General features: G+C 60.8%; 25 protein-coding genes and 1 tRNA gene. 19 read left to right on the forward strand and 7 right to left on the reverse strand.

Translation table 11 applies throughout. The annotated features are described in order from the left end of the window. Positions 1-16: 16 nt before the first annotated feature. The 9 genes from GR197_RS10950 to GR197_RS10990 all read left to right on the forward strand — a co-directional run bounded on the left by GR197_RS10950 (position 17) and on the right by GR197_RS10990 (position 7,989). A complete protein-coding gene (locus GR197_RS10950; protein ID WP_164009258.1) occupies positions 17-874 on the forward strand; it encodes a segregation/condensation protein A in 858 nt (285 codons plus the stop codon). After that, positions 871-1,587, forward strand: coding sequence for an SMC-Scp complex subunit ScpB (gene scpB / locus GR197_RS10955; protein WP_164009260.1), 717 nt, complete (start codon positions 871-873; stop codon positions 1,585-1,587). Before GR197_RS10950 ends, scpB begins: the two co-directional genes overlap by 4 nt. A 183-nt stretch (positions 1,588-1,770) precedes the next feature. After that, positions 1,771-1,962 (forward strand): twin-arginine translocase TatA/TatE family subunit, encoded by a 192-nt coding sequence (locus GR197_RS10960; protein WP_007628469.1) that lies wholly within the window; start codon positions 1,771-1,773, stop codon positions 1,960-1,962. A 51-nt stretch (positions 1,963-2,013) separates the two neighbouring features. After that, positions 2,014-2,622: a Sec-independent protein translocase protein TatB gene (gene tatB / locus GR197_RS10965; protein ID WP_164009262.1), complete on the forward strand. Its 609-nt coding sequence runs from the start codon at positions 2,014-2,016 to the stop codon at positions 2,620-2,622. Further along, entirely contained in the window at positions 2,619-3,446 is an 828-nt protein-coding gene (gene tatC / locus GR197_RS10970) for a twin-arginine translocase subunit TatC (RefSeq protein ID WP_164009264.1), read from the forward strand. The genes tatB and tatC overlap by 4 nt, the downstream gene beginning before the upstream one ends. A gap of 99 nt (positions 3,447-3,545) precedes the next feature. Continuing rightward, a complete protein-coding gene (gene serS, locus GR197_RS10975; protein ID WP_164009266.1) occupies positions 3,546-4,829 on the forward strand; it encodes a serine--tRNA ligase in 1,284 nt (427 codons plus the stop codon). Between the two features lie 4 nt (positions 4,830-4,833). Then, positions 4,834-5,607, forward strand: coding sequence for a 5'/3'-nucleotidase SurE (gene surE / locus GR197_RS10980; RefSeq protein WP_164009268.1), 774 nt, complete (start codon positions 4,834-4,836; stop codon positions 5,605-5,607). Beyond that, complete coding sequence (locus tag GR197_RS10985) at positions 5,604-6,257, forward strand: protein-L-isoaspartate(D-aspartate) O-methyltransferase (RefSeq protein ID WP_164009269.1); 654 nt, start codon at positions 5,604-5,606, stop codon at positions 6,255-6,257. The genes surE and GR197_RS10985 overlap by 4 nt, the downstream gene beginning before the upstream one ends. A gap of 139 nt (positions 6,258-6,396) precedes the next feature. Continuing rightward, a complete protein-coding gene (locus GR197_RS10990; RefSeq protein WP_164009271.1) occupies positions 6,397-7,989 on the forward strand; it encodes a peptidoglycan DD-metalloendopeptidase family protein in 1,593 nt (530 codons plus the stop codon). A 118-nt stretch (positions 7,990-8,107) separates the two neighbouring features. On the opposite strand, the gene GR197_RS10995 is transcribed toward GR197_RS10990, so the two are convergent. Next, entirely contained in the window at positions 8,108-8,980 is an 873-nt protein-coding gene (locus GR197_RS10995) for an ATP-binding protein (protein WP_164009273.1), read from the reverse strand. A gap of 204 nt (positions 8,981-9,184) precedes the next feature. Between GR197_RS10995 and yajC the strand changes: the two genes are divergently transcribed. From yajC to GR197_RS11020, 5 genes are all read left to right on the forward strand, one after another. Continuing rightward, positions 9,185-9,532, forward strand: a complete 348-nt coding sequence (gene yajC / locus GR197_RS11000) for a preprotein translocase subunit YajC (protein ID WP_007628493.1) — start codon at positions 9,185-9,187, stop codon at positions 9,530-9,532. Positions 9,533-9,577: 45 nt separating this feature from the next. Beyond that, positions 9,578-12,118 (forward strand): protein translocase subunit SecDF, encoded by a 2,541-nt coding sequence (secDF, locus tag GR197_RS11005; protein ID WP_164009276.1) that lies wholly within the window; start codon positions 9,578-9,580, stop codon positions 12,116-12,118. 4 nt (positions 12,119-12,122) lie between these two features. After that, on the forward strand, positions 12,123-12,509 hold the full coding sequence (locus GR197_RS11010; RefSeq protein ID WP_164009278.1) for an Mth938-like domain-containing protein: 387 nt from the start codon (positions 12,123-12,125) through the stop codon (positions 12,507-12,509). Between the two features lie 2 nt (positions 12,510-12,511). After that, positions 12,512-13,369, forward strand: coding sequence for a phytoene/squalene synthase family protein (locus GR197_RS11015; RefSeq protein ID WP_164009280.1), 858 nt, complete (start codon positions 12,512-12,514; stop codon positions 13,367-13,369). A gap of 71 nt (positions 13,370-13,440) precedes the next feature. Beyond that, on the forward strand, positions 13,441-13,908 hold the full coding sequence (locus tag GR197_RS11020; protein ID WP_164009282.1) for a hypothetical protein: 468 nt from the start codon (positions 13,441-13,443) through the stop codon (positions 13,906-13,908). A gap of 8 nt (positions 13,909-13,916) precedes the next feature. Here GR197_RS11020 and trmFO read toward each other — a convergent pair whose 3' ends face one another. The 3 genes from trmFO to GR197_RS11035 all read right to left on the reverse strand — a co-directional run bounded on the left by trmFO (position 13,917) and on the right by GR197_RS11035 (position 16,064). Continuing rightward, entirely contained in the window at positions 13,917-15,353 is a 1,437-nt protein-coding gene (gene trmFO / locus GR197_RS11025) for a methylenetetrahydrofolate--tRNA-(uracil(54)-C(5))-methyltransferase (FADH(2)-oxidizing) TrmFO (RefSeq protein WP_164009284.1), read from the reverse strand. 119 nt (positions 15,354-15,472) lie between these two features. After that, positions 15,473-15,616, reverse strand: coding sequence for a DUF1127 domain-containing protein (locus GR197_RS11030; protein WP_003539017.1), 144 nt, complete (start codon positions 15,614-15,616; stop codon positions 15,473-15,475). 301 nt (positions 15,617-15,917) lie between these two features. After that, a complete protein-coding gene (locus GR197_RS11035) occupies positions 15,918-16,064 on the reverse strand; it encodes a DUF1127 domain-containing protein (RefSeq protein WP_164009286.1) in 147 nt (48 codons plus the stop codon). Between the two features lie 870 nt (positions 16,065-16,934). Here GR197_RS11035 and GR197_RS11040 point away from each other — a divergent pair. The 5 genes from GR197_RS11040 to GR197_RS11060 all read left to right on the forward strand — a co-directional run bounded on the left by GR197_RS11040 (position 16,935) and on the right by GR197_RS11060 (position 21,145). Next, positions 16,935-18,038: a DUF2157 domain-containing protein gene (locus GR197_RS11040; protein WP_164009671.1), complete on the forward strand. Its 1,104-nt coding sequence runs from the start codon at positions 16,935-16,937 to the stop codon at positions 18,036-18,038. Further along, complete coding sequence (locus GR197_RS11045; protein ID WP_164009287.1) at positions 18,035-18,625, forward strand: GDYXXLXY domain-containing protein; 591 nt, start codon at positions 18,035-18,037, stop codon at positions 18,623-18,625. The genes GR197_RS11040 and GR197_RS11045 overlap by 4 nt, the downstream gene beginning before the upstream one ends. A gap of 152 nt (positions 18,626-18,777) precedes the next feature. After that, positions 18,778-18,862: transfer RNA gene (locus tag GR197_RS11050), tRNA-Leu, on the forward strand. A gap of 199 nt (positions 18,863-19,061) precedes the next feature. Continuing rightward, the gene (gene tig / locus GR197_RS11055; RefSeq protein ID WP_164009290.1) at positions 19,062-20,546 is read left to right on the forward strand and encodes a trigger factor; all 1,485 of its coding nucleotides are present in this window, start codon (positions 19,062-19,064) and stop codon (positions 20,544-20,546) included. 176 nt (positions 20,547-20,722) lie between these two features. Then, a complete protein-coding gene (locus GR197_RS11060) occupies positions 20,723-21,145 on the forward strand; it encodes a nuclear transport factor 2 family protein (protein WP_164009293.1) in 423 nt (140 codons plus the stop codon). A gap of 85 nt (positions 21,146-21,230) precedes the next feature. On the opposite strand, the gene GR197_RS11065 is transcribed toward GR197_RS11060, so the two are convergent. From GR197_RS11065 to sthA, 3 genes are all read right to left on the reverse strand, one after another. After that, on the reverse strand, positions 21,231-23,015 hold the full coding sequence (locus tag GR197_RS11065; RefSeq protein WP_164009296.1) for a B12-binding domain-containing radical SAM protein: 1,785 nt from the start codon (positions 23,013-23,015) through the stop codon (positions 21,231-21,233). A 155-nt stretch (positions 23,016-23,170) separates the two neighbouring features. Continuing rightward, positions 23,171-23,974, reverse strand: a complete 804-nt coding sequence (locus GR197_RS11070; RefSeq protein ID WP_164009298.1) for an endonuclease/exonuclease/phosphatase family protein — start codon at positions 23,972-23,974, stop codon at positions 23,171-23,173. Between the two features lie 62 nt (positions 23,975-24,036). Then, positions 24,037-25,443: a Si-specific NAD(P)(+) transhydrogenase gene (gene sthA, locus GR197_RS11075; RefSeq protein WP_164009300.1), complete on the reverse strand. Its 1,407-nt coding sequence runs from the start codon at positions 25,441-25,443 to the stop codon at positions 24,037-24,039. Positions 25,444-25,509: the final 66 nt, after the last annotated feature.

The following is a 25,509-nucleotide window of genomic DNA, read 5'->3' on the forward strand; positions in this document are numbered from 1 at the left end:
GTAGAGGAGCAGGGTGGTGAACACGGTCAAGGGCACGGAGCGTCCGCAGGCGGCAACGCCGATGGACAAGCTGTGGCAGGAGAATGGTGCCGAGCGCGCCAGCCACGAGCCGGCGCTGGTGATCGATGTCGCCGGCTTCGAAGGCCCGCTCGACCTGTTGCTCTATCTTGCCCGCAACCAGAAGGTTGATCTGTCGCGCATTTCGGTGCTGGCGCTTGCCGAGCAATATCTGCAGTTCGTCGAAAGCGCCCGGCGCATCCGCATCGAGCTTGCCGCAGATTATCTCGTCATGGCAGCCTGGCTTGCCTTTCTCAAGTCGAGGCTGCTCATTCCGCAGCAGGCCAAGGATGACGGTCCTTCCGGCGAGGAACTGGCGGCAACGCTGGCCTTCCGGCTGAAACGCCTCGAAGCCATGCGCCAGGCGGCGGAGGGCCTCGTCAACCGCAACCGCCTCGGCCGCGACATCTTTGTGCGCGGCGCGCCCGAGCATATTCCCGACCGGCAGCAATCCGCTTATGCGGCCAGCCTCTACGATCTGTTGACCGCCTATGCGGCACTGCGCCAGCGCAATGCCGTCACCCATGTGACGATCGAAAGACGCAGCGTCTGGTCGCTGACCGATGCCCGCGAATTGCTGACCCAGATGATCGGCGAGGTCGGCGACTGGACGGCGATGGAGCATTATCTGCTGCGCTATCTCGCAACGCCCGAGGAACGCGTCACGGCGATCGCCAGCGCTTTTGCCGCCTCGCTGGAACTGGTGCGCGAGGGCAAGCTGGAAATCCGCCAGGACGGCGCGTTTCAGCCGATATACATGCGCCGCGGTCCCAAACACGCCACGCTGCAGGTGGTGGAGCAGGAGCAGCCGGCTTGATCGATCCGAAGAGCGATGAGGATTTCGAGGACGATTTCGAAGGCAGGGGCCGCGACCTGCAGGCCGAGATCGAGGCAGAGCGCATCGCCGAGGCGCTGGTCTTCGCCTCCTCGCAGCCGGTTTCCGAGAATTTCCTGGCTGAGCGTCTGGCTGAGAATACTGATGTGCGCGCAATCATGCTGCGTCTGAAAGCGCAATATGCGCCGCGCGGCGTCAACCTCGTGCAGATCGAGGGCGCTTGGGCCTTCCGCACCGCGGCCGATCTGTCCTTTGTCATCCGGCGCGATGAAAACGAGGTGAAGAAGCTTTCGCGCGCCGCACTGGAAGTGCTGGCGATCATTGCCTATCACCAGCCGGTGACGCGGGCCGAAATCGAGGATATCCGTGGCGTTCAGACCTCGCGCGGCACGCTCGACGTGCTGATGGAAGCCGGCTGGGTGCGGTTTCGCGGCCGCCGGCGCACGCCGGGCCGGCCGGTGACGTTGGGCACGACACGCGATTTCCTCGACCATTTCGGTCTTGAGGAACTGCGTGACCTGCCCGGTCTCGAAGAGTTGAAGGGAGCGGGCTTGCTGTCAGGCCGGATTCCGGCGAATTTCAATATTCCCTCGCCGTTGATGAACGACGAACTGACCGAGGACGAGGACCCGATCACCCAGATGGACCTCGAGGAACTCGGGCTGCTGGCGCCGCGCGGCGCCTCCGAAGATTGAGGGGCTTGCGTCTTGCTTTTGCCATGCATGGCGAAAACAATGGGGGTCATCACTTTTCGACGGGTCAATGGCTTGTCACAAAGGGCGATACCGTGACATTAAGCGCAGTTCAAAAGGCGTGATGTTGGAAACGGTGTTCGAAATCCTTACATCGTGGGAACATAGAAACAGGGAGTAAGCGTAATGGGTTCTTTTGGCATCTACCACTGGCTGATCGTTCTGGTCGTCGTGCTGTTGTTGTTCGGCCGCGGCAAGATTCCGGAACTGATGGGCGATGTCGCCAAGGGCATCAAAAGCTTCAAGAAGGGCATGACGGACGAAGACGCGCCGGATACGGCAAAGACCGTCGATCACAAGGCCGACGAAACGAAATAACCAAGTCCGGGAAAAAGCGCAGCCCCCGCGCTTCCCGTCCAGGAGCCTTGCATGTTCGATATTGGCTGGACCGAGCTTTTGGTCATTGCGGTCGTGCTGATCGTGGTCGTCGGTCCCAAGGATTTGCCGCCGATGCTGCGCGCTTTCGGCAAGATGACGCAGCGCGCCCGCAAGGTGGCGGGTGACTTCCGCGCGCAATTCGATGAAGCGTTGCGCGAGGCGGAGCTTGACGATGTCCGCCAGACGCTCAGCGACGCTCAGAAGCTCAACCCGGTGAACAGCCTGCGCGAGGCGATGAATCCGCTTCGCCAGATGGGCAACGAGATCAAGGCCGACCTGCAGAAGGCGACCGTGGCCCCGGAAAACAAGACCGAGGTGCCGCCTGTTGCGGTTTCCACGCCGGCGCCGTCGATGAGCCTGCCGGAAACGCCGCCGTTGGTGCCGGCGCCTGCGCAGCCTGAACCCGTCGCAGCAGCGATCGTCCAGGCGGAAACGGTTGCCGTCAAGCCGAAGGCCGTACGCAAGCCACGCGCCAAGGCCGCAGATAAGGCCGCCTTTGCCATTGCCGCGCCTGTGGAAAAGCCAAAGCGCACGGCGGCGGTCAGGAAGCCTGCCACGCCGAAGACGCCCGTACAGATGAAGAAAAAGGACGAGGCATGAGCGGTGAGACCGAAGATAAGCCGCAGCCGTTGATCGAGCACCTGATGGAGCTGCGCACGCGGCTGATCTGGTCGATCGGCGCGTTTTTTATCGCCTTCATCGCCTGCTTCTTTTTTGCCAAGCATCTCTTCAACTATCTGGTCATCCCCTACAAGACAGCCGTAATATGGGCGCATCTCGACGTCGAGAAGGCCCAGCTGATCTACACCGCGCCACAGGAATTCTTTTTCACGCAGGTCAAGGTGGCGATGTTCGGCGGCCTCGTGGTCGCTTTCCCGATCATTGCCGCCCAGGTCTACAAGTTTGTCGCGCCCGGCCTCTACAAGAACGAGCGTCAGGCCTTCCTGCCGTTCCTGATTGCCTCGCCGGTCCTGTTCCTGATGGGCGGCGCGCTCGTCTATTTCTTCTTCACGCCGATGGTCATGTGGTTCTTCCTGTCGATGCAGCAGGCGCCGGGTCATGACGAGGTGGCGATCTCGCTGATGCCGAAGGTCTCGGAATATCTGAGCCTGATCATGACGCTGGTCTTCTCCTTTGGCCTCGTCTTCCAGCTTCCCGTCGTCACCACGCTGCTCGCCCGTGTCGGGCTTCTGACATCGCAATGGCTCGCCGAAAAACGCAAGTTCGCCATCGTGCTTGCCTTCATCGTCGCCGCCGTGTTGACGCCGCCAGATCCGATGTCCCAGATCGGCCTTGCGATACCGACGATCCTTCTCTACGAGATTTCCATCCATGCGGCGCGACTCGTGGAGCGCCAGCGTGCCCGGCAGGCGGTCGAAAAGGACACCGAATCCGCGGACGTTGCCAAGACGGACAGCGCCTGAGCGGCAATCCGGAAATCCTTTTCACGAACGCTCTCATCCGGTCGAAGCCCGGTCAGGCTTTGGCCGGGTCACTTCTGTTGCAAACGATCTGGAACGACGATGCTCGATATCAAATGGATCCGTGAGAATCCCCAAGCGCTTGATGCCGCTCTTGCCAAGCGCGGTGCGGAGCCCCTGGCCCAAAATCTTGTTGCCCTCGATGAAAAGCGCCGCTCCGCCGTGCAGAAAGCGCAGGACCTGCTGTCGCGCCGCAATCTCGCCTCCAAGGAGATCGGCGCGGCGCTGTCCCAGAAGAATGGCGAGCTTGCCGAGAGGCTGAAGGCCGAGGTCGCCGAGCTGAAAGCGCTGCTGCCGACGGTCGAGGAAGAGGACCGGCAGCTGACGGCCGAACTCGCCGACGCGCTCTCGCGCATCCCCAACATCCCTTTCGACGACGTTCCTGTCGGCAAGGACGAGCATGACAATGTCGTCACCCGCACCGTCGGCGAAAAGCCGCGCTGGAACCACACGCCGAAGGAGCACTTCGAAATCGGCGAGGGGCTCGGCTATATGGATTTCGAGCGCGCCGCCAAGCTCTCCGGCTCGCGCTTCACGGTTCTGACCGGGCCGCTCGCCAGGCTCGAGCGCGCGCTCGGTCAGTTCATGATCGATCTCCACACCCGTGAGCACGGTTATACCGAAGTCAGCTCGCCGCTGATGGTGCGCGCTGAAGCCCTGTTCGGCACCGGCAACCTGCCGAAGTTCGAAGAGGATCTCTTCAAGACGACGGACGGTCGTTATCTCATTCCGACGGCGGAGGTGACGCTGACCAATCTGGTGCGCGAGGAAATCCTCGACCAGGAAAAGCTGCCGCTCCGCTTCACCGCCTTGACGCCGTCCTTCCGTTCGGAAGCGGGCTCGGCCGGCCGCGATACGCGCGGCATGCTGCGTCAGCACCAGTTCTGGAAATGCGAACTCGTCTCGATCACCGATGCCGAAAACGCCATCGCCGAGCATGAGCGCATGACGGCCTGCGCCGAAGAAGTGTTGAAGCGCCTCGGTCTGCATTTCCGCACGATGACGCTTTGCACCGGCGACATGGGCTTCGGCTCGCGCAAGACCTACGATCTCGAAGTTTGGCTGCCGGGACAGAACACCTTCCGCGAAATATCGTCCTGCTCTGTCTGTGGCGATTTTCAGGCCCGTCGGATGAACGCGCGTTACCGCCACAAGGACGACAAGAGCAACAGGTTCGTCCACACGCTGAACGGCTCCGGCACCGCTGTCGGCCGCTGCCTGATCGCCGTTCTCGAAAATTATCTGAACGAGGATGGGTCCGTCACGATTCCGGACGTTTTGCTGCCTTATATGGGCGGATTGACCAAAATCGAACGGGCGGCCTGAGGCGATGCGCATCCTGCTGACGAATGACGACGGCATTCACGCCGAAGGCTTGTCCGCGCTGGAGCGGATCGCCCGCACGCTGTCCGACGATGTCTGGATCGTGGCGCCCGAGACCGACCAGAGCGGCCTTGCCCATTCGCTGAGCCTGTCCGAGCCTTTGCGGCTACGCAAGATTTCCGACAAGCATTTCGCCTTGCGCGGCACGCCGACCGATTGCGTCATCATGGGCATCCGGCAGGTGATGGACATCAAGCCCGATCTCGTTCTCTCCGGCGTCAATTCGGGCTCGAACGTTGCTGACGACGTAACCTATTCCGGCACGATCGCCGGCGCCATCGAAGGCACGATGCAGGGCGTGCGCTCCTTCGCGCTGAGCCAGGCCTATCTCTATGAGGATGGCGCGCGCATCGTGCCGTGGGAGGTCTGCGAGACACATGCGCCGGCTCTTCTGGAAAAGCTGATGGTTCTGGACCTGCCGCAGGGCACGTTCCTCAATCTCAACTTCCCGAACTGCCGTCCCGACCAGGTTGATGGCGCCGAGGTGACCATGCAGGGCAAGCTCGCCTTCAACCTGCAGGTCGACGCCCGCTCCGATGGCCGGGGATTTCCCTATTACTGGCTGAAATTCGGCGAACGCGCCGGCGCCTTCATCGAAGGCACCGATATTCACGCTCTGAAGCATAACAAGATTTCGGTAACGCCTTTGAAACTGGATCTGACCGATTATTCCGTGACGGACCGCGTGGCGCGGGCCTTGGGATACGGAGCACAGGTTTGACGGCAAGACTGGCCGAAAAAGAGGGCTTTGCGGCGCTCGTCCTCAGATTGCGTGCCGAAGGTATCTCCGACCTCGATCTGCTGACGGCGGTCGAGCAGACGCAGCGCCCGCTGTTCGTGCCGCCGCAATTTTCCGATGATGCCTATTCGAGCCGGACGATACCGATCGAATGCGGTTCCTTTCTTGAAGGCATCGATTTTGTCGTCCGCATCCTGCATCACCTCAAAGTCAAACCAGGACAGCGTGTTCTCGAAATCGGTACCGGCAGCGGCTTTACCGCCGCCGTCATCGGCAGAATGGCCGAGCGTGTTCTGTCCATCGACCGCTACAAGACCCTAACATCGGCGGCGCAGCGGCGCATGGAATCGCTTGGTCTGCGCAATGTCATCATCCGCCACGCCGACGGCAGTGCCGGCATGCAGGGAGAGGGCACCTTCGACCGCATTCTGGTGACGGCGGCCTTCAACACCATGCCGCGTTTTTATACCGACCAGCTAGTTTCCGGCGGCTCGATGATCGCGCCGTTGATGATCTCCGAAACCGAATGCCGCATGGTGCGGTTGACGAAAACCGGCAGCCGGTTCGAACGCGAGGAGCTGTTCGAAGCCCCATATTTGCCGATCGTTCCGCGCCTTGCCTCGCTGCTGTAAGCTCTACGATTTTTCACCCGTAAGCTATGGTTATCAACTTCTCAAAAATATCGCACTGATTCCAGCATCTTAACCGCGTGGTAATACTAACGCGTTTTAATAGACTCACAAATGGTTGCGTTCTCAGTGGGTCGAGTCAATGCGTTTCAGTCTTTCGCCTAAGTTCGGGAAGTCGGCCGGTAATCTTCTGGTTGTGGGTCTTCTGGCGAGTGCCGCAACGGGCTGCAGTTCCGATGTGACACGGTTTGGCGGCTTGTTTTCCTCCGCAGGGCAGGATCAGATCACCACCAGTTCTATTCCGCGCAGGGGTGGTGCTCAAGGCGATCCGGTGCCACGCGCCGATCTCGGCGGCTCCGCCGTTGCCAGCCAGTCGGGCTACGGCGGCGGCAATGGTCAAGTGAGCCAGCCTTATCCGTCGAACCCAAGTTACGATCCGGTTCGCACCTCAAGTGCACGCATGGCTTCCGCGCCGGTCTCGGTCCAGCGTTCCGAGCTTGCTGCCCCGACGGCTGTTGCGCCTTCCCGCCAGCGGGAAAAGGAAGTTGCGCTCGCCCAGCCTTTCCCTTCCGAGCCCCAGGCCGAAAAAAACCGATTGGTGGCCCCGACTGCGCCGAAGCTGACGCCTGATACGCTGACGACGGGCACGACGCCGAAGGTTTCCGGCTGGTCCGGGACCAATGCCCCTTCCGTAACACTGCGTCCGGGTGAAAGCGTTGCCACGCTCTCCAGGCGCTTCGGTGTTCCGGAAAAGGAAATCCTACGGGTCAACAACCTGAAGACGGCTTCCGCCGCGGCACCCGGCCAGGCGATCCTGATCCCGACCTTCAATGGCGGCAACGCCGCCAAGGCAGCGTCGCAGGCGGCCGACCTCTCCAAGCCCGGCAAGATGCCGGAACCGGTCAAGACGCCCGAGCAGAACGTTGCCGTCGTTCCTGGCGCCAATTCCGCCCGCGACAAGACCATGGCGAGCGCTGATGCTACCGGCAAGCTTCCGGTTGGCGCAGGCAAGGATCCGAAAGCGCCTGCCGGCAGCTATGTCGTCAAGCAGGGCGATTCGCTGGCAAAGATCGCCAAGGCGACCGGTAGCAATATCGACGATCTCAAGGCCGCCAACAATCTTTCGGCCAACTCGCTCCGGATCGGTCAGGCGCTGAAGATCCCGAACGGCACTGCCGACACTATCAAGACAGCGTCGATCCAGCCCCAGAAGGTCGATCCGAAGCCGGCTCAGACGGCACCCGCCCAGCAGACGGCCTCCGTTGAACCTGCACCCTATAAGGCGCCGGTCGCCACCCAGACGGTCGACGATGTCGAGAAGAAGTCTGACGTCAGCTCGGCCGCGCCGGAATCGACCGGCATCGGCAAATATCGCTGGCCGGTCCGCGGGCAGGTCATTGCTTCCTACGGCGCCAACGTCAACGGCAACCGCAATGACGGCATCGACATCTCGGTGCCGCAGGGAACGCCGATCAAGGCCGCCGAAAACGGCGTCGTCATCTATGCCGGCAACGGCCTGAAGGAACTCGGCAACACGGTTCTCGTCCGTCACGACGACGGCACCGTCACCGTCTACGGCAATGCCGATACTTTGAGCGTCGCTCGCGGCCAGAAGATCCAGCGTGGCCAGACCGTCGCCGTCTCCGGCATGAGTGGCGACGTCAAGCAGCCGCAGGTCCATTTCGAGGTGCGCAAGGACGCATCCCCGGTCAACCCGATGACTTTCCTGGAATAGGTACAGCGTCCCAGGAAGCGAGAAAAGCCCGGCTACCCGCCGGGCTTTTGTCATTCAAAGCATGTCGCGCAAAAGTGTGCAGCGGCAGAGAAGCAAATCTGAAAGATCGTAACGCGCTTTAGGCCCGGTCGATATGGACGCGCATGCGTCCGGCCAGATCCTGGATATACTGCCAGGCGACGCGGCCGGAGCGGGCGCCGCGCGTCGTTGCCCATTCCAGCGCCTCGGCATGCATCTTGTCGCGTTCGAGCCCGAGCTTGAAATGGTCGGCATAGCCGTCGATCATGCCGAGATAGTCTTCCTGGCTGCATTTGTGGAAGCCGAGCCAGAGGCCGAAGCGGTCGGACAGCGAAACCTTCTCTTCCACCGCCTCCGACGGATTGATTGCCGTCGACTGCTCGTTTTCCATCATGTGGCGCGGCAGGAGATGGCGGCGGTTCGATGTGGCATAGAACAGCACGTTGTCCGGCCGCCCTTCGACGCCGCCGTCGAGTGCTGCCTTCAGGGACTTGTAAGCGGTGTCGTCATGATCGAAGGACAGATCGTCGCAGAAGACGATCACGCGGTAGGGCGTGTCCTTCAACAGGTCGAGCAGATTGGGAAGGCTGGAGATATCCTCGCGATGGACTTCGACCAGTTTCAGCGAAACACCGCTTTCGCGGCTGACATCCTCGTGCACGGCTTTGACAAGCGAGGATTTCCCCATGCCGCGCGCGCCCCACAGCAGCACATTGTTGGCGGCATAACCCTCCGCAAAACGCACCGTATTTTCATGCAGAATGTCGCGCACATGATCGACGCCACGGATGAGCTTCAACGCCACCCGGTTCGGCTTCTTCACAGGCTGCAGATGCTGGCGCAAAGGCGCCCAGACGAAACAGTCGGCAGCATCCCAGTCGTTGACGGCAGGTGCCGGCCCGGCAAGACGCTGGAGGGCATCGGCGAGCCGTTTCAGTTCGGCAAGCAGGGCATTGTTGATTTCCTCGGTCATCGCAGGCCTCCTGTTTTTCGCTGCGGTAATCCGCTTTGATCTTTCGCTGCGGGGTAGCATGGCGTTTTGACGGCGGAAAGGTTATGAGGCAGCGGAATCGGTACTGTTCCCGGCTGTTTCTGTTGCATTCACCGAAGCGGTAACTATAGTCCGGCAACCTGAAAAAAGAGGCGGTGTTCCGCCGTGAAGCCTGAGGAGTTTAGCATGTTCATCACCCCGGCATTCGCCCAGAGTGCGACCGATACCGCAACCGGTTTCGGTGGCTCCGGTTTCGAAATGATCATCCTGTTCGTGCCGCTGATGGTCGTCTGGTACTTCCTGCTGATCCGGCCGCAGCGCGCGCAGGCAAAAAAGCGTGACGAGACCCTGAAGGCGATCCGTCGCGGCGACCAGGTCGTCACCGGTGGTGGTCTCGTCGGCAAGGTCACCAAGGTCGTCGACGACAAGGAAGTCGAAGTCGAGATTGCCGATGGCGTTCGCGTACGCATCGTCCGCAGCGGCATCTCCGAAGTGCGGGTCAAGGGTGAACCCGTCAAGGCCGACGCAGCGTAACGAGCGATAACGGCAGAACCGCCGGATCGGAAGATCGTCGAGAGAATGTTGCATTTTTCCCGCTGGAAAACACTTCTGATTTGGCTGGCCGCGTTTGCGGCCATCGTCATCGCTGCGCCCAATCTGCTGAGTGAGCAGCAACGTTCCTCTCTGTCGCCCTGGTTGCGTCACGACCGCGTGACGCTTGGTCTCGATCTGCAGGGCGGCTCGCATATCGTTTTGAAGGTCGAGCGTTCTGATGTCGTCAAGGACCGACTGGAAGAGGCGGTCGCAAATGTGCGCAATGCGCTGCGTGGCGCCGGCATCCGCTATACTGGGCTGACCGGTAATGACCAGACCGTTACTGTCCGCATCACCGATCCGGCTGAGACGCAGAAGGCGGTTGATCTCCTGAAGCCTTTGACGGCGGCTGCCGGCAGTTTAGGGCCGGAGGTGGCGCTGCGGCAGGGCGAGGAGGGACAGCTCTCGCTGCAGATTTCCGACGCCGGCATCACCGCTGACGTCGCCTCCGCCCGGACTCGGTCGCTCGATATCGTTGCCCGCCGTATCGCTGGATTCGGCCATGCGAATTTCGTCGTTCGCCCCGATGGCGCCGACCGGATCGTCGTGCAGGTGCTGGGATCGGTCGATGCGGAACGGCTGAAAAACCTGCTCAACCAGCCGGCCAAGCTTTCCTTTCATCTGATCGATGCAAGCATGTCGGGGCAAGAGGCGCTGAACGGTCGTTGGCCCGCGACATCGCAAGTGCTCTATTCGCTTGATGATCCGCCGATCCCATATCTCGTCGACCGCACGGCTTTCGTCTCCGGAAGCAATATGGTCGGTATCGAGCCTGTCGTCGATCCGCAGACGCAGGATACCTCGATTACTTACCGCCTCGATGCCGAAGGCACGCAGCGGCTGGCGGAGGTGACGGGGCAGAATATCGGCAAGCACCTTGCCATCGTCTTCGACGACCAGGTGATGTCGTCACCGGCCATCGATGCGGCGATCACCAGCGGCGAGGGCGCGATTTCAGCGAACTTCTCCGAGGATGGCGTCCGCGACCTTGCGATCATGCTGCGCGCCGGCGCCCTGCCGGCGACGCTGACGAGTGTCGAGGAACGCAGCGTCAGCCCGAGATTCGGCGCTGATTCGATCTTCAGCGGCCTTGTTGCCGGCCTCGTCGCCGTCGTGCTGGTCGCAGCACTGATGATCGCGCTCTACCGCATTCTTGGCGTCATCGCCGTCGTCTCGCTTTTCTTCAATCTGATCCTCATTGTCGCGGTGCTCAGCCTTGCCGGCGCGACGCTCACCTTGCCCGGTATTGCCGGTATCGTCCTCATCGTCGGCATGGCGGTCGACTCGAACGTTCTGATCTACGAGCGCATCCGCGAAGAGGAGAAAACCGCCCATTCCTTTGCCGAGGCCGTCGGTCGCGGTTTCGCGCGCGCATTCGCAACGATCGTCGACGCAAATGTCACGATCTTCATCGCCGCCATCATCCTCTTCTACCTCGGCAGCGAATCCATCCGCGGTTTCGCGGTGACGCTGGCGGTCGGCATCCTGACGACAGTCTTTACGGCCTTCACGCTGACGCGCTCGATCGTCGCCGGCTGGCTGAAGAGGCGCCATCCCCGGCATCTGCCGAAGAGCGTTCTGACCGATCTCTTCGAACACGCCAATATCCGTTTCATGGGCATCCGCCGTTATGTCTTTACCGCGTCAGCGGTCATCTCGCTGATCGCCATGGCTGCCTTTGCCACCGCCGGCCTGCGACTCGGCATTGATTTTACTGGCGGCTCGCTCATCGAGGTGACGGCGAAGCAGGGCACGGCCGACCTTGCCGATCTTCAATCACGCCTCAACGATCTCAATCTAGGCGAGGTGCGGGTGGAGCGCACCGGCGGGCCGTCGAATGCGCGGATCAGCATCGCGTCCCAAGGCGGCGGCGAAAATGCCGAACAATCTGCGGCGACACTGGTGCGCGACGAGCTCCAGGAGGATTATGATTTTCGCCGCGTCGAGGTCGTCGGCCCCGCCATCTCCGGCGAATTGACGATGATGGCAACGCTCGGCGTGCTTGCAGCGCTTGCGGCGATCCTCATCTATATCTGGATCCGCTTCGAATGGCAGTTTGCGGTCGGCGCCATCGTCGCAACGCTGCACGACGTCATCATCATGCTCGGTCTCTTCGTCCTTACCGGCATAGAATTCAACCTGACGAGCATCGCCGCAGTGCTGACCATCGTCGGTTACTCCCTGAACGACACGGTCGTGGTCTATGACCGAATGCGCGAGAATCTGAAGCGATACAGGAAGATGCCGCTGCCGATCCTGATCGATGCTTCGATCAATCAGACGCTGTCGCGCACCATTCTGACCGCCGCGACGACGCTGCTCGCCTTGCTCGCGCTCTATCTTTTTGGGGGCGATGTCATCCGCTCCTTCACCTTTATGATGCTCTTCGGCGTCGCTCTCGGCACCTTCTCTTCGATCTATATCGCCGCTCCCGTGTTGATCGTCTTTCGGCTACGGCCGGAGGCTCCCGACGGGGAAGAGAGCAACAAGACGGATGTTGGTGTAAAATCCGGCACGGTGGTTTGAAAACATGGCAAAAGGCATAGAAATCCGCGCCGCGCATTTCCCCGGGCGCGCGCCGATCGATGCATACGGCAATGGCGGCTTCCGCTTTGCCGATATGTCGCATCGCGGCTCGATTCTTTGCCTTCCCTCCGGCATTCACGGTTGGGACATGGACATGTCGAAACCGCTGTCGCCTGAAAATTTTCGGCGTGTGCTTGATGAGGCTGATGATATCGAGGTTCTGCTTGTCGGCACCGGAACCGAGCTTCGCCGTCTGCCCGAGGAGTTGAAACTGGCGCTGAAAGCGCGTGGCATCTCCTCCGATCCGATGAGCACGGGCGCAGCGGTACGCACCTTCAATATCATGCTCGCCGAGCAGCGTGCCGTCGCTGCGGCATTGATCGCGGTCTGACGATGGCTGAAGCCAACAGTGCGACGAACCAGGAGATCTGCCTGGCGATGCTGCGTGACAGCGACCGCGACCGTTATCTTGCCTGTCTTCTATCGCCGGAGGAAGAGCGCGGCGCGCTTGCAGCGCTTTATGCCTTCAATGCCGAGCTTGCCCGCATCCGTGATCTCGTGCACGAGCCTTTGCCCGGCGAGGTGCGGCTGCAATATTGGCGAGATCTGCTGGAAGGCAGCGCACACGGGTCGACGGAAGCCAATCCCGTCGCTTCAGCACTTCTGACCGCGATCGAAACCCATCGCTTGCCGCGCAAGACGCTGATCGACATGATCGAAGCCCGCACCTTCGATCTCTATGATGATCCGATGGAAACGCGTCTCTCGCTCGAAGGTTATGCCGGCGAGACGGCATCAGCCCTCATTCAGCTTGCAAGCCTGGTGCTTTCGCCTGAGGAGGCCGCGCGATCGGCGAATGCTGCCGGCCACGCCGGCGTCGCCCAGGCCGTCGCTGGCTTGTTGCTGCTGATGCCGCTGCATCGCCGCCGTGGCCAGGTCTATCTTCCGCTGCAGATCCTATCGGCCACCGGGCTCGAACGTGATGCTTTCCTTGCCGGCGAAGACAGGCCGCGCATCTCAGCTGCCATCGAGGCCTTCGCGGGCCTCGGTCGCGAACATCTGGTGAAGGCGAGGGCCGCTGGGCCGATTGCGCCGGCGGTCTTTCCGGCCTTTCTGCCGGCGACCCTTGCCGAACCGGTCCTTGTCAACGCGCAGAAACGCGGCGCGTTGATATTTGACCGGCCGCTGCAGTCGCCGCAATGGCGGCGTCAGTTGCGGATGGGGTTGGCCGCGGCACGCCGCAAAATCTGACATCGGTCAAATTCGCGCAAGTCTCGCGCGTTACAAGGCCTGAACCGCTACCCATTGAACGGAGACTCGGCGTGGGCATTATCGTCTGGTGCGTTCTTTTCGCCATCGTCATCTTCTTTGCTTTCGTGGCAACGCGCATGGCTGCGCAGAACAAGGAAGACGGCCTGCACGATACGGGCCTTGCCATCATCGAGTTTGGCCGCGCCTTTCCGACCGAGGCGATCCGCCAGTTGCAGGCGACTGAGAACGGCCAGGCCATCTTCGTGCGCCTGCATGACAACAAGGCCGGCTTCATGCGCAACATGTCACGCCACTTCGCCTGCCACCTGATCGAGCCGGGCCGGGTGCGCGTCGTCAGCTCGCAAACGGGCAGGGGCTTGATGATCCAGTTCCTCGATGCGCCTCATCACAACGGCGATTTTGAATTTGCTTCCGCCAAGGAGTCCTCGGAAGTCGCGCTCTGGCTGCTCGGCAATTATATCGCCGAGCCGGATAAGGATCTGCCGTCCGACCATATTTCGGCGGCGAACAAGCACTAAATAGCGGGTTAGGCGCTTTCGGCGAGCGGCGAGTTCTGGCCCAGCCAAGCGGCGCAGTCTGCAAGGGCGCGGCGTGCGATCAACTGCCGTTTCATGATCGTCTTGTCCTTGCCGCGGAAGCGTTTGACGCCCTCGGGCTTGACGATCGAACCCGGTTGGAGTTCCGGAAACAGCCCGAAATTGATGTTCATCGGCTGGAACGAGCGTTTGCCCGGCTCCTCGTCGGTGACGATATGGCCGCCGGTGATATGACCGAGCAGCGAGCCGAGCGCCGTCGTTGCCGGCGGCAGCGAGATCGCCTCGCCCTTGCGTTCGGCGGCGGCGAAACGGCCGGCCATCAGCCCGACGCTGGCGCTTTCCACATAACCCTCGCAGCCGGTGATCTGGCCGGCAAAACGCAGGCCGGGCCGCGATTTCAGCGTCAGCGACGGGTCGAGCAGGGTGGGGGAATTGATATAGGTGTTCCGGTGCAGACCGCCGAGACGGGCAAATTCCGCATTTTCCAGACCCGGGATCATCCGGAAAATTTCCGCCTGCGCGCCATATTTCAGCTTCGTCTGGAAGCCGACCATGTTGTAAAGCGTGCCAAGCGCGTTGTCCTGCCGCAGTTGCACGACGGCATAGGCCTTGATCGTCGGGTTATGCGCGTTGGTCAGCCCCATCGGCTTCATCGGCCCGTGGCGCAGCGTCTCGCGGCCGCGTTCGGCCATCACCTCGATCGGCAGGCAGCCGTCGAAATAAGGCGTGCCTTCCCATTCCTTGAAACCGACCGTGTCGCCCGATATCAGCGCGTCGACGAAGGCATTGTACTGCGCCTCATCCATCGGGCAATTGATGTAATCCTTGCCGGTGCCGCCGGGGCCGACCTTGTCGTAGCGCGACTGATACCAGCAGATATCCATGTCGATGCTCTCGCGGTACATGATCGGCGCGATGGCGTCGAAGAAGGCGAGCGAATCCTTGCCGGTTTCCGCCTGGATGGCGTTTGCAAGCGACGGCGCCGTCAGCGGCCCGGTGGCGACGATGGCAAGATCCCAGTCCTTTGGCGGCAGGCCGGTAACCTCTTCCCGCACGACCGTGATCAGCGGATGGTCATGGATCGCCCTGGTCACCGCCTCGGAGAAGCCATCGCGATCGACGGCGAGCGCACCACCGGCCGGCACCTGGTGCCGATCGGCAGTGGCCATGATCAGAGAGCCGGCCATGCGCATCTCCGCATGGATGACGCCGACGGCATTGCTGGTCGCATCGTCGGAGCGGAAGGAATTGGAGCAGACGAGTTCGGCAAGGCCGTCGGTCTTATGCGCATCGGTGCCGCGCACCCCGCGCATTTCATGCAGGATGACGGGAACGCCGGAGCTGGCGATCTGCCAGGCGGCTTCCGAACCGGCAAGCCCGCCGCCGACGACGTGGATGGGGGAATAGGAGGAGGAGATCGTGTTCATTCCGGGCTGATATCATGTCGGCAGGTGCGATCCAACACCCGGAATCAAAAACGGCGCCCTGCGGCGCCGTCTTGGGAGCATCACGCTCGCTATGAGCGGCCGTTATGAACGGCCGGCTATTAGCGGAACGAGCGGGATGCGATATTGCGGATGTCGTAACGGCTGACGCCGATGTCGGACAGGGTCTGGTTCGAAAGACCGCCGAGTTCGTTGAGCGTACGGCGGTAGCTGAGCCAGCTTCTTGCAATGCGGATCGGGTTCATTGTCTTTTCCTCTAACATATGTCCGCTGGATGGCGGGATCGCCTATCTCTCTGCGGTTGATGTTTATATAGGCGAGAACCGTCCTATTGTGCAGTGCAAATAAAAGGCGTCTGCCATGCAATTGTGCAGTGTGATGCTCGTCAATTAGGCGGTGAATATTTTTTGAGCGGGCTAACGAAGCCGTAAAAGCATGCAACCGCCGCGGTAGCCGCATGCGGGCAAACGAAAACGCCCGCTGTGGGTACAGCGGGCGTTTCAACCGAGAACGATCCTGCTTGGGAGGAGCAGCGGATCGCCTGGATTAGCGGGAAGATGCCTCACGGGCAACGCGATTGATGTCCGAACGGTCGATGCCGAGATCATGCAATTCGCGGTTGGTCATGCGGCCAAGTTCCGTGACCGTCTGACGATACTTGCGCCAGTTATTGAAAGAGCGAGAGAAGTTCATGTTAAGCCCCTTTCTGAGGGTTTCATCTGCCAGCAGCCACCGATCGGCGCTGACCTCTATTTGATGGCCAGAATATATGTTGCGGCGCGAAAGACTAAAACAGCCAAGTTTTCAGATCACCTATGCGCGATATGCAATGCTTCAAGGGCATTTGACGCACACTTACCGCTTTTTGGTCAACGAATAGGCAGAATGGCTTTCAGGAAAGCAATCCCATTTGGAGGGACGAACGTGTGCCATCGCTCACAAACGCCGCTGTTTTCGGCGGTTTCGGCTGTGTATCCGCTATTAAGGAGGTGTTCCGCCCCGATCGAAGCTGCCCATCTGTCTGCAGCGTTGGCGAGCCGGTGTGACGGCAATGTGGCAGGACGGCGTCAAACGACGGAAATCCTCGGGCCGCCAATCTTTAGCTCAGTTTTTGCTGAACAAAAACGCCCGCCGGGGGAGGATCCGGCGGGCGCGTTATGGTGACCGGCAACTGGGAGGAGGAGTGTTGCCAGCCTATCGCAGCGCGCTGGGAGGAGGAGTGCGCGGCTGCGAATCTCGTCACGGACAAAGTAATCCGCGGGCGTCCGGTTAAATCCGGGCCGGGGTGCCATCCCCGTGCTTCTATGGTTCGAAAAATAGTATGACTAATGATTACTTTGCAGTGCAATAAATTCATAAGTGATATGCGATGGACGCATGCCTCTCCGTCCATATACCTATATTAGCGCTTCTGAGGTTAGCGCCCGGTTAATGCCCGGTACAAGTTAGACCAATGAGGAAGTTGTATATTTGCGCAAGAGCGTTTGCGAACACCTGTGCCGCGTCTATAACGACGTGAGCCGTAGCGCCGCAGTCGGCGTTGCGGAAATCGAGGGGTGGAGCATGTATCGCGGCAGATTGGAGCGGGATCTTTCGCTCTGGGTTGGCAAGGGTCTGCTGGGGCAGGAAACGGCGGGCGCGCTTCTCGCCGAATATGACAGCCGCCCGGCAAGCTTCAGTCTCGGCAGGGTGCTGATGGCACTGGCAGCAGTGCTGCTTGCAGCCGCCATCCTGCTGGTCGTCGCCTCCAACTGGGAGGCTATTCCGCGCCTTGTCCGCGTCGGTGCCATCCTCGCCCTGATCTGGGTGGTGCATATTGCCGCTGCTCGGATGCTCGCCCGCGGTGCGACAGCCGCGGCAAGCGGCTTGTTGATCATCGGCGCGATGAGTTTCGGCGGCGCCATTTCGCTGGTCGGACAGATGTATCATCTCTCCGGCGACGAGCAGACGGTGATGTATCTCTGGTTCGCGATTGCGACGATCTCGGCGATCCTGTTCCGTTCGGGCGCAGTGGCCGTCGTCGCCGGCTTCCTCTCCTGGGCGTCTTTCGCCGTCTATCTGGAGAATCACGACACACATTGGATAGGGCTCGATCCGTGGATGGCGCCGGTTATGGCGGTGATCATTATCGGGCTGGTGCGGTATACCGGCGCCGAGCGGGCCCGCCATCTGGCCTATCTGCTTTTGATCGGTTGGCTTGCCTGGCTCTATACGCTTTATGAGGAGATCGCCGTGGCGCTCGCCTTCGCAATCGGCGGCATGGCGGCCTTCGTCCTGACGGCATTGCCGCTCCCGCGGATTAGCGCCCTGGTCAGGAGCGCCGGTGCGGCCCCGGCCTTCTACAGCTTCCTTGTCGCCGCGATCGGCTTGCTGCTGCTGCATTTCGAAATCGGGGACGGTTGGCGGCTGGTGGTGCTCGGCGTGGCGACGCTTGCTGCTTCAGTGCTGGCGATTGCCCTGCATGGCAGGGACAACGGTGCGGTGCGTTATCTCGCCTACACCACGTTTGCCGCCGAAATGCTTTATCTCGCCTCCGTGACGGTCGGCTCGATCCTCGGCACGTCGAGCCTCTTCCTGTTCTCCGGTCTCGTGGTCGCGCTGGTTGCCTGGATCGTCATCCGCCTTGAGCGGCGTTTTTCGGCGAATGCACAGGGGGAGCGCGCATGAGCTCGTTCATGGCAAGGCTGCGATCCGGCAAGGGCTATCTGCTTTCGGCGATCATCGTCGCCGGCCTGCAGACCCTTATCCTTGGCACAATCATCCAGAGCCGGGCGTCGATCCTCGCCGATGGCGCCGAGGTGCTGCTGAAAACGGCGCCGGTCGATCCGCGCGATTTCCTGCGCGGCGACTATGTCGTCTTGAACTACGATATATCCTCGGTGCCGGTGCAGACGGTTTCCGGCGGTATTCCGACCGAGCCCGGCGAGCGGACTTTATGGGTCCGGCTGAAGAAGCAGGAAGATGGTTTCTGGACGGTGATCGAATCGTCCTTTCACGGACTGTCACCGCTACCGGAGACGGTGATCCTGCGCAGCCAGCCATTCTACAGTGGCGGACTGGCCGCGGGTGACAGCATCCGCGTCGAATACGGTATCGAGCGCTACTATGTTCCCGAAGGCGAGGGCAAGCCGATCGAGGCGGCTCGCAATGACGGCAATGTCGCAATCGCCGTGCGCGTCTCGCCCGCGGGAGGCGCGCAAATCCGCAGTCTTCTCGTTGACAGCAAGCCGGTTTACGACGAGCCGCTCTATTGATCCGGCGGCAGTTCGGAAGAGGGCGGCTTCCGGGCCGCAAATCCCTGTCATTTGCCGTTCATTTTTCCTTTGCCTCGACCAAATCGGGTGATATAGAGACGCCGCGCTCCGGAAGGCCTCATGCGCAGGCATAGGCATGCGGTTTTGTGAACGCGGGTATGGTGAAATTGGTAGACACGCCAGATTTAGGTTCTGGTGCCGTAAGGCGTGGGAGTTCAAGTCTCTCTACCCGCACCAAGCTGTTTGCAGGCGGGAGACTGACATCGGTTGCCTCAGGGCAGCCGAGAGTTGTCCCGAATACCCCGCGAGTGCCGTTCCCCTTTGGGCGGAATGATACAGGAATTGCGAAAAGTCACGCGCGGCACGCTGCCGGCGTCGTGCTCATTGAAACGAACGGCGTCTGGGCACGGCCGCCACGAAATGAAGGTAGGAAGACATGCAGGTTATCGAAACGCTCGCTGAAGGGCTGAAGCGCGAAATCAAGGTCGTTATCCCGGCCAAGGACATGCAAGACAAGATGAATGAGCGTCTTGCCGATGTGAAGGACAAGGTCCGCATCAACGGCTTCCGTCCGGGCAAGGTACCCGCTGCTCACCTGAAGAAGGTCTACGGCAAGTCGATCATGGCCGACCTCGTCAACGAGATCGTCCGCGAGCAGCCGTCCGCCATCCTGTCCAGCCGCGGCGAAAAATCGGCCACGCAGCCGGAAATCGCCATGACCGAAGACAAGGACGAAGCCGACAAGATCCTCGCCGCCGAGCAGGATTTCGAATTCACGCTGTCCTATGAAGTGCTGCCGCCGATCGAGCTGAAGTCGGTCAAGGGCATCAAGGTCACGCGCGAAGTCATCGACATCTCGGACGACGAAGTCAACGAGCAGGTCCTGAAGGTTGCCGAAAGCGCTCGCGCCTACGAGACCAAGACCGGCAAGTCCGCGAACGGCGACCGCATCACCATGGATTACGTCGGCAAGGTCGACGGCGAAGCCTTCGAAGGCGGCACCGACCAGGGCGCCGAACTGGTGCTCGGCTCCGGTCGCTTCATTCCTGGCTTCGAAGACCAGCTCGTCGGCGCCAAGGCTGGCGACGAGAAGACCATCACCGTGACCTTCCCGGCTGACTATCCGGCCAAGAACCTCGCTGGCAAGGAAGCGACCTTCGACGTATCGGTCAAGGATGTCGCAGCACCTGCCGCTGTCGAGATCAACGACGAACTCGCCTCCAAGCTCGGCATCGAATCCGCCGATCGCCTGAAGGAAATCGTCCGCGGCCAGATCGAATCGCAGTACGGCTCCCTGACCCGCCAGAAGCTGAAGCGCCAGATCCTCGACCAGCTCGACGAGATGTATAAGTTCGAAACCCCGAACTCGCTCGTCGACGCCGAATACAACGGCATCTGGAGCCAGGTGAACAACGACCTCGCCCAATCCGGCAAGACCTTCGAGGACGAAGACACCACCGAAGAGAAGGCACGTGAGGAATACAAGACGCTCGCCGAGCGTCGCGTCCGTCTCGGCCTCGTTCTCTCCGAAATCGGCGAAAAGGCCGGCGTAGAAGTCAGCGAAGACGAAATGCAGCGTGCGATCTACGAACAGCTGCGCCAGTATCCGGGCCAGGAAAAGCAGATCCTCGAATTCTTCCGCAGCCAGCCGGGTGCCGCCGCGTCGATCCGTGCGCCGATCTTCGAAGAGAAGGTCATCGATCACCTGCTGACCGAAATCGACGTCACCGACAAGAAGGTGACCAAGGAAGAGCTGCTCGCCGAGGAAGAGGGCGAAGCGAAGGCCGAAACCAAGAAGGCCGCTCCGAAGAAGAAGGCTGCCGCTAAGGCCGAAGCTGCCGACGCCGGCGAAGGCGAAGAAGCCGCTCCGAAGAAGAAGGCTGCTCCGAAGAAGAAGGCGGCTGACGAAAGCGCCGAATAATCGCTTTTCAGTTCTGAAGTTTGAAAGGCCTCGCCATCGTGCGGGGCCTTTTTCTATTATCCGGGGCCGTCAGTCTCGAAGGCCTCCCACTATTGAGTTTTATTCAAGGCAACAACAAATAGTTGCAATGAAGTATAATTCGATGCAGATTTCGCTGATGGTGGGAGGACCGGAAAATGACCGCAAAACATGACATGAAGAAATGCGTGGAAGAAATCTACGCTGTGCGTGACCGCGGCGATATCGAGGGCACGCTGGCGCTGATCGGCGAGGATTGCACCTTCCGGATGGCCGGCAATACACGGTTGGCGCCTTTTTCAACTGAATCCGGCGGACATGCTTTTCGTCAAGTGATAGAGCAACTCATCACTGTGTGGGATCTATCCAAGATCAAGACGGCCGGCATCTATGTGGACGAGGACGAGCATATGGTCTTCGCTCATCGCGAAGGTGAGGTCAGGCACATCCCATCGGGTGCGAGCTTCTATACGGAATTCGTCGACAAGATCCATTTCAGGGACGGGAAACCGGTCAAGATCGTCGAATTCGTCGACACACTGCAAGTGGCTGAGACAAGCCAGATAATCCAGGTCGCTTAGCGTAACGGAAGTCGGAACTCCCGACTCCGTTGTCGTCAAGGATGCCTGCCGACAGCGTATGAGCCGCCGCTGCAAGAAATGCCGGTCAATGCGCGGCGGATCGGCCGTGTGTCAGTTCCGCCACCTTGCGGATGTGGTTCACCGCCGCGGTGCCGCCTGCTGTCTTGGTGAAGAGGCTGAGTGTCTCTTCCTCATCATCGGCGACCGGCGTCAAGGCCTGATCCATGTAGGTCTTCGACTTGGCTTCCCGTGAGATCAGGAATGCGGAAATCGACAGGCTGATGATCGTGCCGGCAAGCGAAGCATGTTTTCTGAAGGTCTCCCAGGCAAAGCGCGGCCAGAAGACCAGAGGATTTTCGCGCGGCAGTTCCGGGCGCCGCTCTGCCGGCGTCTTCAGGCGCAGCAAGCCGCTCTGCAGCGGATGCACATTTTCCAGCGGCACGGTGGTTGCGAAGGAGACGAGAACCTTGACGAGCCTTGCAAGCGGTACCCCGGTCGCCACAGCGCGGCGCAGCAGGGTTTTCATGTGCTTCGGCGAATAATAGAGCGCCCAGGCCTCGTGGTAGATGGCTTCCCACTCCTGCTTGCTCATCTTCGGATGGGCGGTGCAGACGTGCTCGACATCGTAAATGTTGAGATCGGCATCCATCTCGATGCCCTTCTTCCATAGGACCTGATGATCCTCGGAACCGGGCAAGGGCGTCAGGATGAAGAATTCGATGACGTCCAGCGGCAGCTCGTCCTGGATAATCGCGATGTCGCGGCGGATCGATTCCGGCGTGTCGGCGGGAAAGCCCAGGATGTAACCGGCCAGCGTCATGATGCCCTGCGCCTTCCAGGCGAGCAGCATCTTGCGGTATTCGGTGATCTTGTTCTGGTTCTTCTTGGCGGCGGTCAGATTGTCTGGGTTGACGTTTTCGAGGCCGATGAAGACGCGGGTGACGCCGGCCCGCCGGGATTTTTCGATGAAATTGGGGATCTTGTGGCAGAGCGTGTCGACCTGGATCATCAGGCCGAGCGGAATGCCGTCCCGCTCCTTGAGTTCGATCAACCGGTCGAAGATCGCTTCCCAATCCTTGTTGCGGGCGAAATTGTCGTCGGTGATGAAGAATTTGTGGATGCCTTGCGCCCAATTCATCCGCACCAGCTTTTCGACGTCGTCGGCCGAGCGGAAACGCGACTTGCGTCCCTGCACGTTAATGATGGTGCAGAACGAGCACTGGTAGGGACAGCCGCGTCCGGCATCAAAGCTGGTGCTGAGCCCGAGCGTGCGCTGGATATTGTCCTTCGGCAGGAAGGGAACCGGCGTGCCGCCGATGCCGGGAAGGTCGTTCATGAAATTGTAAAGCGGCTTAAGCTCGCCGGCGGCCGCATCACGCAGCACCATCTCCAGGCGCCCTTCAGCCTCGCCGGCAAACATCGAGATGCCCATGTCACGGCAGGCGTCGAGCCCGACTGCCTGGCCATCCAGCATCGACAGGCAGCCGGAAACATGGAAACCACCGATGGAAACCGGCAGACCGGCCTCGCGGAACGGCCGGGCGATATCGAGCGCGCGCGGATACTGATTGGTCTGAACGCCGACCAGCGAGATCATGCCGAAATTGTCGTGGCGCTTGAACTGTGCGAGCAGCCGGGCGACATCGATCCGCGTATTGGTCTCGTCGATCACGGTGATATCGATCGCGGTATCGGGCCCGAGCACCTGGCGCTCGGCACATTCGGCGGCGATGCCGTAGAGCGCCGCGAGCGAATTGGACGGAATCATCGCCCGCCACCAGCGGATGACGTAGCCGTCATCGTCGTAATGCGACGGCTTGATCAGGATCAGCTGAAAACGTCGGCGCGCAGCTTCCAAGACGTGGGACAAGAGTATCTATCTTTCTTCAGAAGCTTCTGCCGGAGCAAAATAGTGTTGAAGGCATATATCAGGCATGACGTATCAATGCGATTCAGGAGGTCAAACTAAGGCGTAAAACGCGGTAATGCACGCAAAACGCTTCGCACGCCAAATTCATCAATATACTACCCGATATCGAGCAGCAATGCGCGGTGGTCGGAGACCTCGGGCGCCTCGACCACTTCGAACCTGGCAATGTTCACCCCCGGTGTAACCAGCATGTAATCCGCAAAGCGGCCCTGCTTCAGATAGTAGGAGGTCCGCGTGTCTACAAGGCCGTTTCCGGTGACGAGATCCGAAAGCCCCAATCTGGCGAGAATCGCAAAGGTCGCGCTGTCGGGCAATACGTTGAAATCGCCGCAGACCACGAGCCCTTCGTCACCCGGCCAGATGCGCTCGATGAGCGCGGTTAGCGCTGCGGCCTGTTCCTCGCGCGCCGCCGTGTCGCCCTTGCCTGCGGGATCACGCAGGCCATGCATGTGGGCGATGGTCACGGTAGAGGCGTGCTCATGGCTGAAGAGACGGATGCAATGAGCGTTCCGTGGCCGCGGATGTTCGCCCCAGCCATTGGCGGAAAAACTCCCATGCACGAAGTCCAGCCCCTGGGCGATGACCGAATGCGATTTGCGCACGAAGGTTGCCAGCCCGAATTCGGCGGCAATAGTAGTATCGCCGTTAAACAGCTCGCCTCTCGACGTCGGACAGAAGAAGCCGTCATGGCCGGGCAGGGCGGCGCCGATCTCTGCAAACAGGTTTGCGCGCTGCGGCAGCTCCAGCCCCGCATCCCGATAGATCGACCATCGGTCATCCGCACCCGGCGCCCGCAGCACCTCCTGAAGACACAGCACATCCGGATCGGCCTGCGCGATATAGTCGATCAGGGCCTCATGCAGCCTGCCGCCCCATGCGTTCAGCGAAATGATGCGCAATGCCGTTCGGCTCCGTTTTGACGGCCGGATCCAGACGAAAGCCCGCCGTCTATGAGACGCCCTCAGAGTTCCGACTTGATGTCACCCATCCGGTTCCAGGCGTCGAGGCCGGCGATCTTGTAGGCTTCGGCGAGTGTCGGATAGTTGAAGGTGTTTTCGACGAAATATTCGACCGTGCCTTTGAGATTGAGCACCGCCTGGCCGATGTGCACCAGCTCCGTGGCGCCTTCGCCGACGATATGCACGCCGAGCAGGCGCCGCGTCTTCAGCGAGAAGATCAGCTTCAAAAGCCCGGTGTCGAGGCCCATGATATGACCGCGCGAGGTTTCGCGAAAGCGGGCGATGCCGCATTCATAGGGAATGCCGCGCTCTTTCATTTCCTCTTCGGTCAGGCCGCAGGTGGAAATCTCCGGTACGGCATAGATACCGTAGGGGAAATATTTCGGCGGTTCCTTGGCGACGGCGCCGATCGCGACGCGGGCGGCGATGCGGCCCTGTTCCATCGAGGTCGAGGCAAGGCTCGGAAAGCCGACGACGTCGCCGGCGGCATAGATGTTGGCAACCGATGTCTGGAAGGTTTCCGGGTTGACCTTGAGACGGCCCCGGCTGTCGGCTTCGAGGCCGATGGCCGGCAGGTTCAGCGCGTCGGTCGCCCCCATGCGGCCGGCGGCAAACAGCACCATATCAGTCGTCAGGCGACGGCCGCTGTCGAGCGTCAGCTCGACCTTGCCGTCCTCAAGCCTCTCCACCTTATCGGCCTTCTGGCCGAGCAGCAGCTTCATGTTGCGGTCGCGCAGCTGGTAGGTGAAATCCTCGACGATTTCCTTGTCGATGAAGTCGAGCATCGTCGCCTTCGGGTCGATGACGGTGACAGCCGTGTCGAGCGCGCTGAAGATCGTCGCATATTCGATGCCGATGACGCCGGCGCCGATGACGACCATTGAGCGCGGCAGCTCCTGGATATCGAGCAGTTCGTCGCTGTCGAGAACGGTCTTGCCGTCGAAGGGTATGTAATCAGGGCGGAACGGCTTTGTGCCGACGGCAAGCAGCACGCTGGCGCCGGTGACCTGGGTGATCTCGCCGTCATCCTTGATCACCTGCAGCGTCGACGGATTGATGAAGCTCGCCTTGCCGCGAATATGCTGCACGCGGTTGCGGGCGAACTGGTGTTCCAGCACCTCGACCTCGTGGTTGAGCGTAATCAGCAGGCGGCGGCGCAGATCATCTGCACTGATCTCCTCCTTGACGCGGTAAGACCGGCCGTAAAAGCCGCGTTCGCGCCAGCCGGAAAGATTGAGCGCCGTCTCGCGCAGCGTTTTGGAGGGGATGGTGCCGGTATGCACGGACACGCCGCCGACGCGTTTGCCCTGCTCGATGACAAGCACTTTCTTGCCGAGTTTTGCAGCCTGAATCGCGCCGCGGCGCCCTGCGGGACCGCTGCCCACCACAACAAGATCGTACTGAAGCATCGTCTGGCCCCGGATTGGAAATGGAATCATTTGCGACACAAAGATGTCGCCCGTCTATCGGTAGCC

This window comes from Rhizobium phaseoli (assembly GCF_010668805.1).
Taxonomy (GTDB): Bacteria; Pseudomonadota; Alphaproteobacteria; order Rhizobiales; family Rhizobiaceae; genus Rhizobium; species Rhizobium phaseoli_A.

Excerpts from the sequence above, each read along its gene's own strand:
- GR197_RS10960 (WP_007628469.1), top strand. The coding sequence starts at position 1,771 with ATGGGTTCTTTTGGCATCTACCACTGGCTGATCGTTCTGGTCGTCGTG.
- tatB (WP_164009262.1), top strand. The coding sequence starts at position 2,014 with ATGTTCGATATTGGCTGGACCGAGCTTTTGGTCATTGCGGTCGTGCTG.
- tatC (WP_164009264.1), top strand. The coding sequence starts at position 2,619 with ATGAGCGGTGAGACCGAAGATAAGCCGCAGCCGTTGATCGAGCACCTG.
- serS (WP_164009266.1), top strand. The coding sequence starts at position 3,546 with ATGCTCGATATCAAATGGATCCGTGAGAATCCCCAAGCGCTTGATGCC.
- surE (WP_164009268.1), top strand. The coding sequence starts at position 4,834 with ATGCGCATCCTGCTGACGAATGACGACGGCATTCACGCCGAAGGCTTG.
- GR197_RS10990 (WP_164009271.1), top strand. The coding sequence starts at position 6,397 with ATGCGTTTCAGTCTTTCGCCTAAGTTCGGGAAGTCGGCCGGTAATCTT.
- GR197_RS10995 (WP_164009273.1), bottom strand. The coding sequence starts at position 8,980 with ATGACCGAGGAAATCAACAATGCCCTGCTTGCCGAACTGAAACGGCTC.
- yajC (WP_007628493.1), top strand. The coding sequence starts at position 9,185 with ATGTTCATCACCCCGGCATTCGCCCAGAGTGCGACCGATACCGCAACC.
- secDF (WP_164009276.1), top strand. The coding sequence starts at position 9,578 with ATGTTGCATTTTTCCCGCTGGAAAACACTTCTGATTTGGCTGGCCGCG.
- GR197_RS11010 (WP_164009278.1), top strand. The coding sequence starts at position 12,123 with ATGGCAAAAGGCATAGAAATCCGCGCCGCGCATTTCCCCGGGCGCGCG.
- GR197_RS11015 (WP_164009280.1), top strand. The coding sequence starts at position 12,512 with ATGGCTGAAGCCAACAGTGCGACGAACCAGGAGATCTGCCTGGCGATG.
- trmFO (WP_164009284.1), bottom strand. The coding sequence starts at position 15,353 with ATGAACACGATCTCCTCCTCCTATTCCCCCATCCACGTCGTCGGCGGC.
- GR197_RS11030 (WP_003539017.1), bottom strand. The coding sequence starts at position 15,616 with ATGAACCCGATCCGCATTGCAAGAAGCTGGCTCAGCTACCGCCGTACG.
- GR197_RS11035 (WP_164009286.1), bottom strand. The coding sequence starts at position 16,064 with ATGAACTTCTCTCGCTCTTTCAATAACTGGCGCAAGTATCGTCAGACG.
- GR197_RS11040 (WP_164009671.1), top strand. The coding sequence starts at position 16,935 with ATGTATCGCGGCAGATTGGAGCGGGATCTTTCGCTCTGGGTTGGCAAG.
- GR197_RS11045 (WP_164009287.1), top strand. The coding sequence starts at position 18,035 with ATGAGCTCGTTCATGGCAAGGCTGCGATCCGGCAAGGGCTATCTGCTT.
- tig (WP_164009290.1), top strand. The coding sequence starts at position 19,062 with ATGCAGGTTATCGAAACGCTCGCTGAAGGGCTGAAGCGCGAAATCAAG.
- GR197_RS11060 (WP_164009293.1), top strand. The coding sequence starts at position 20,723 with ATGACCGCAAAACATGACATGAAGAAATGCGTGGAAGAAATCTACGCT.
- sthA (WP_164009300.1), bottom strand. The coding sequence starts at position 25,443 with ATGCTTCAGTACGATCTTGTTGTGGTGGGCAGCGGTCCCGCAGGGCGC.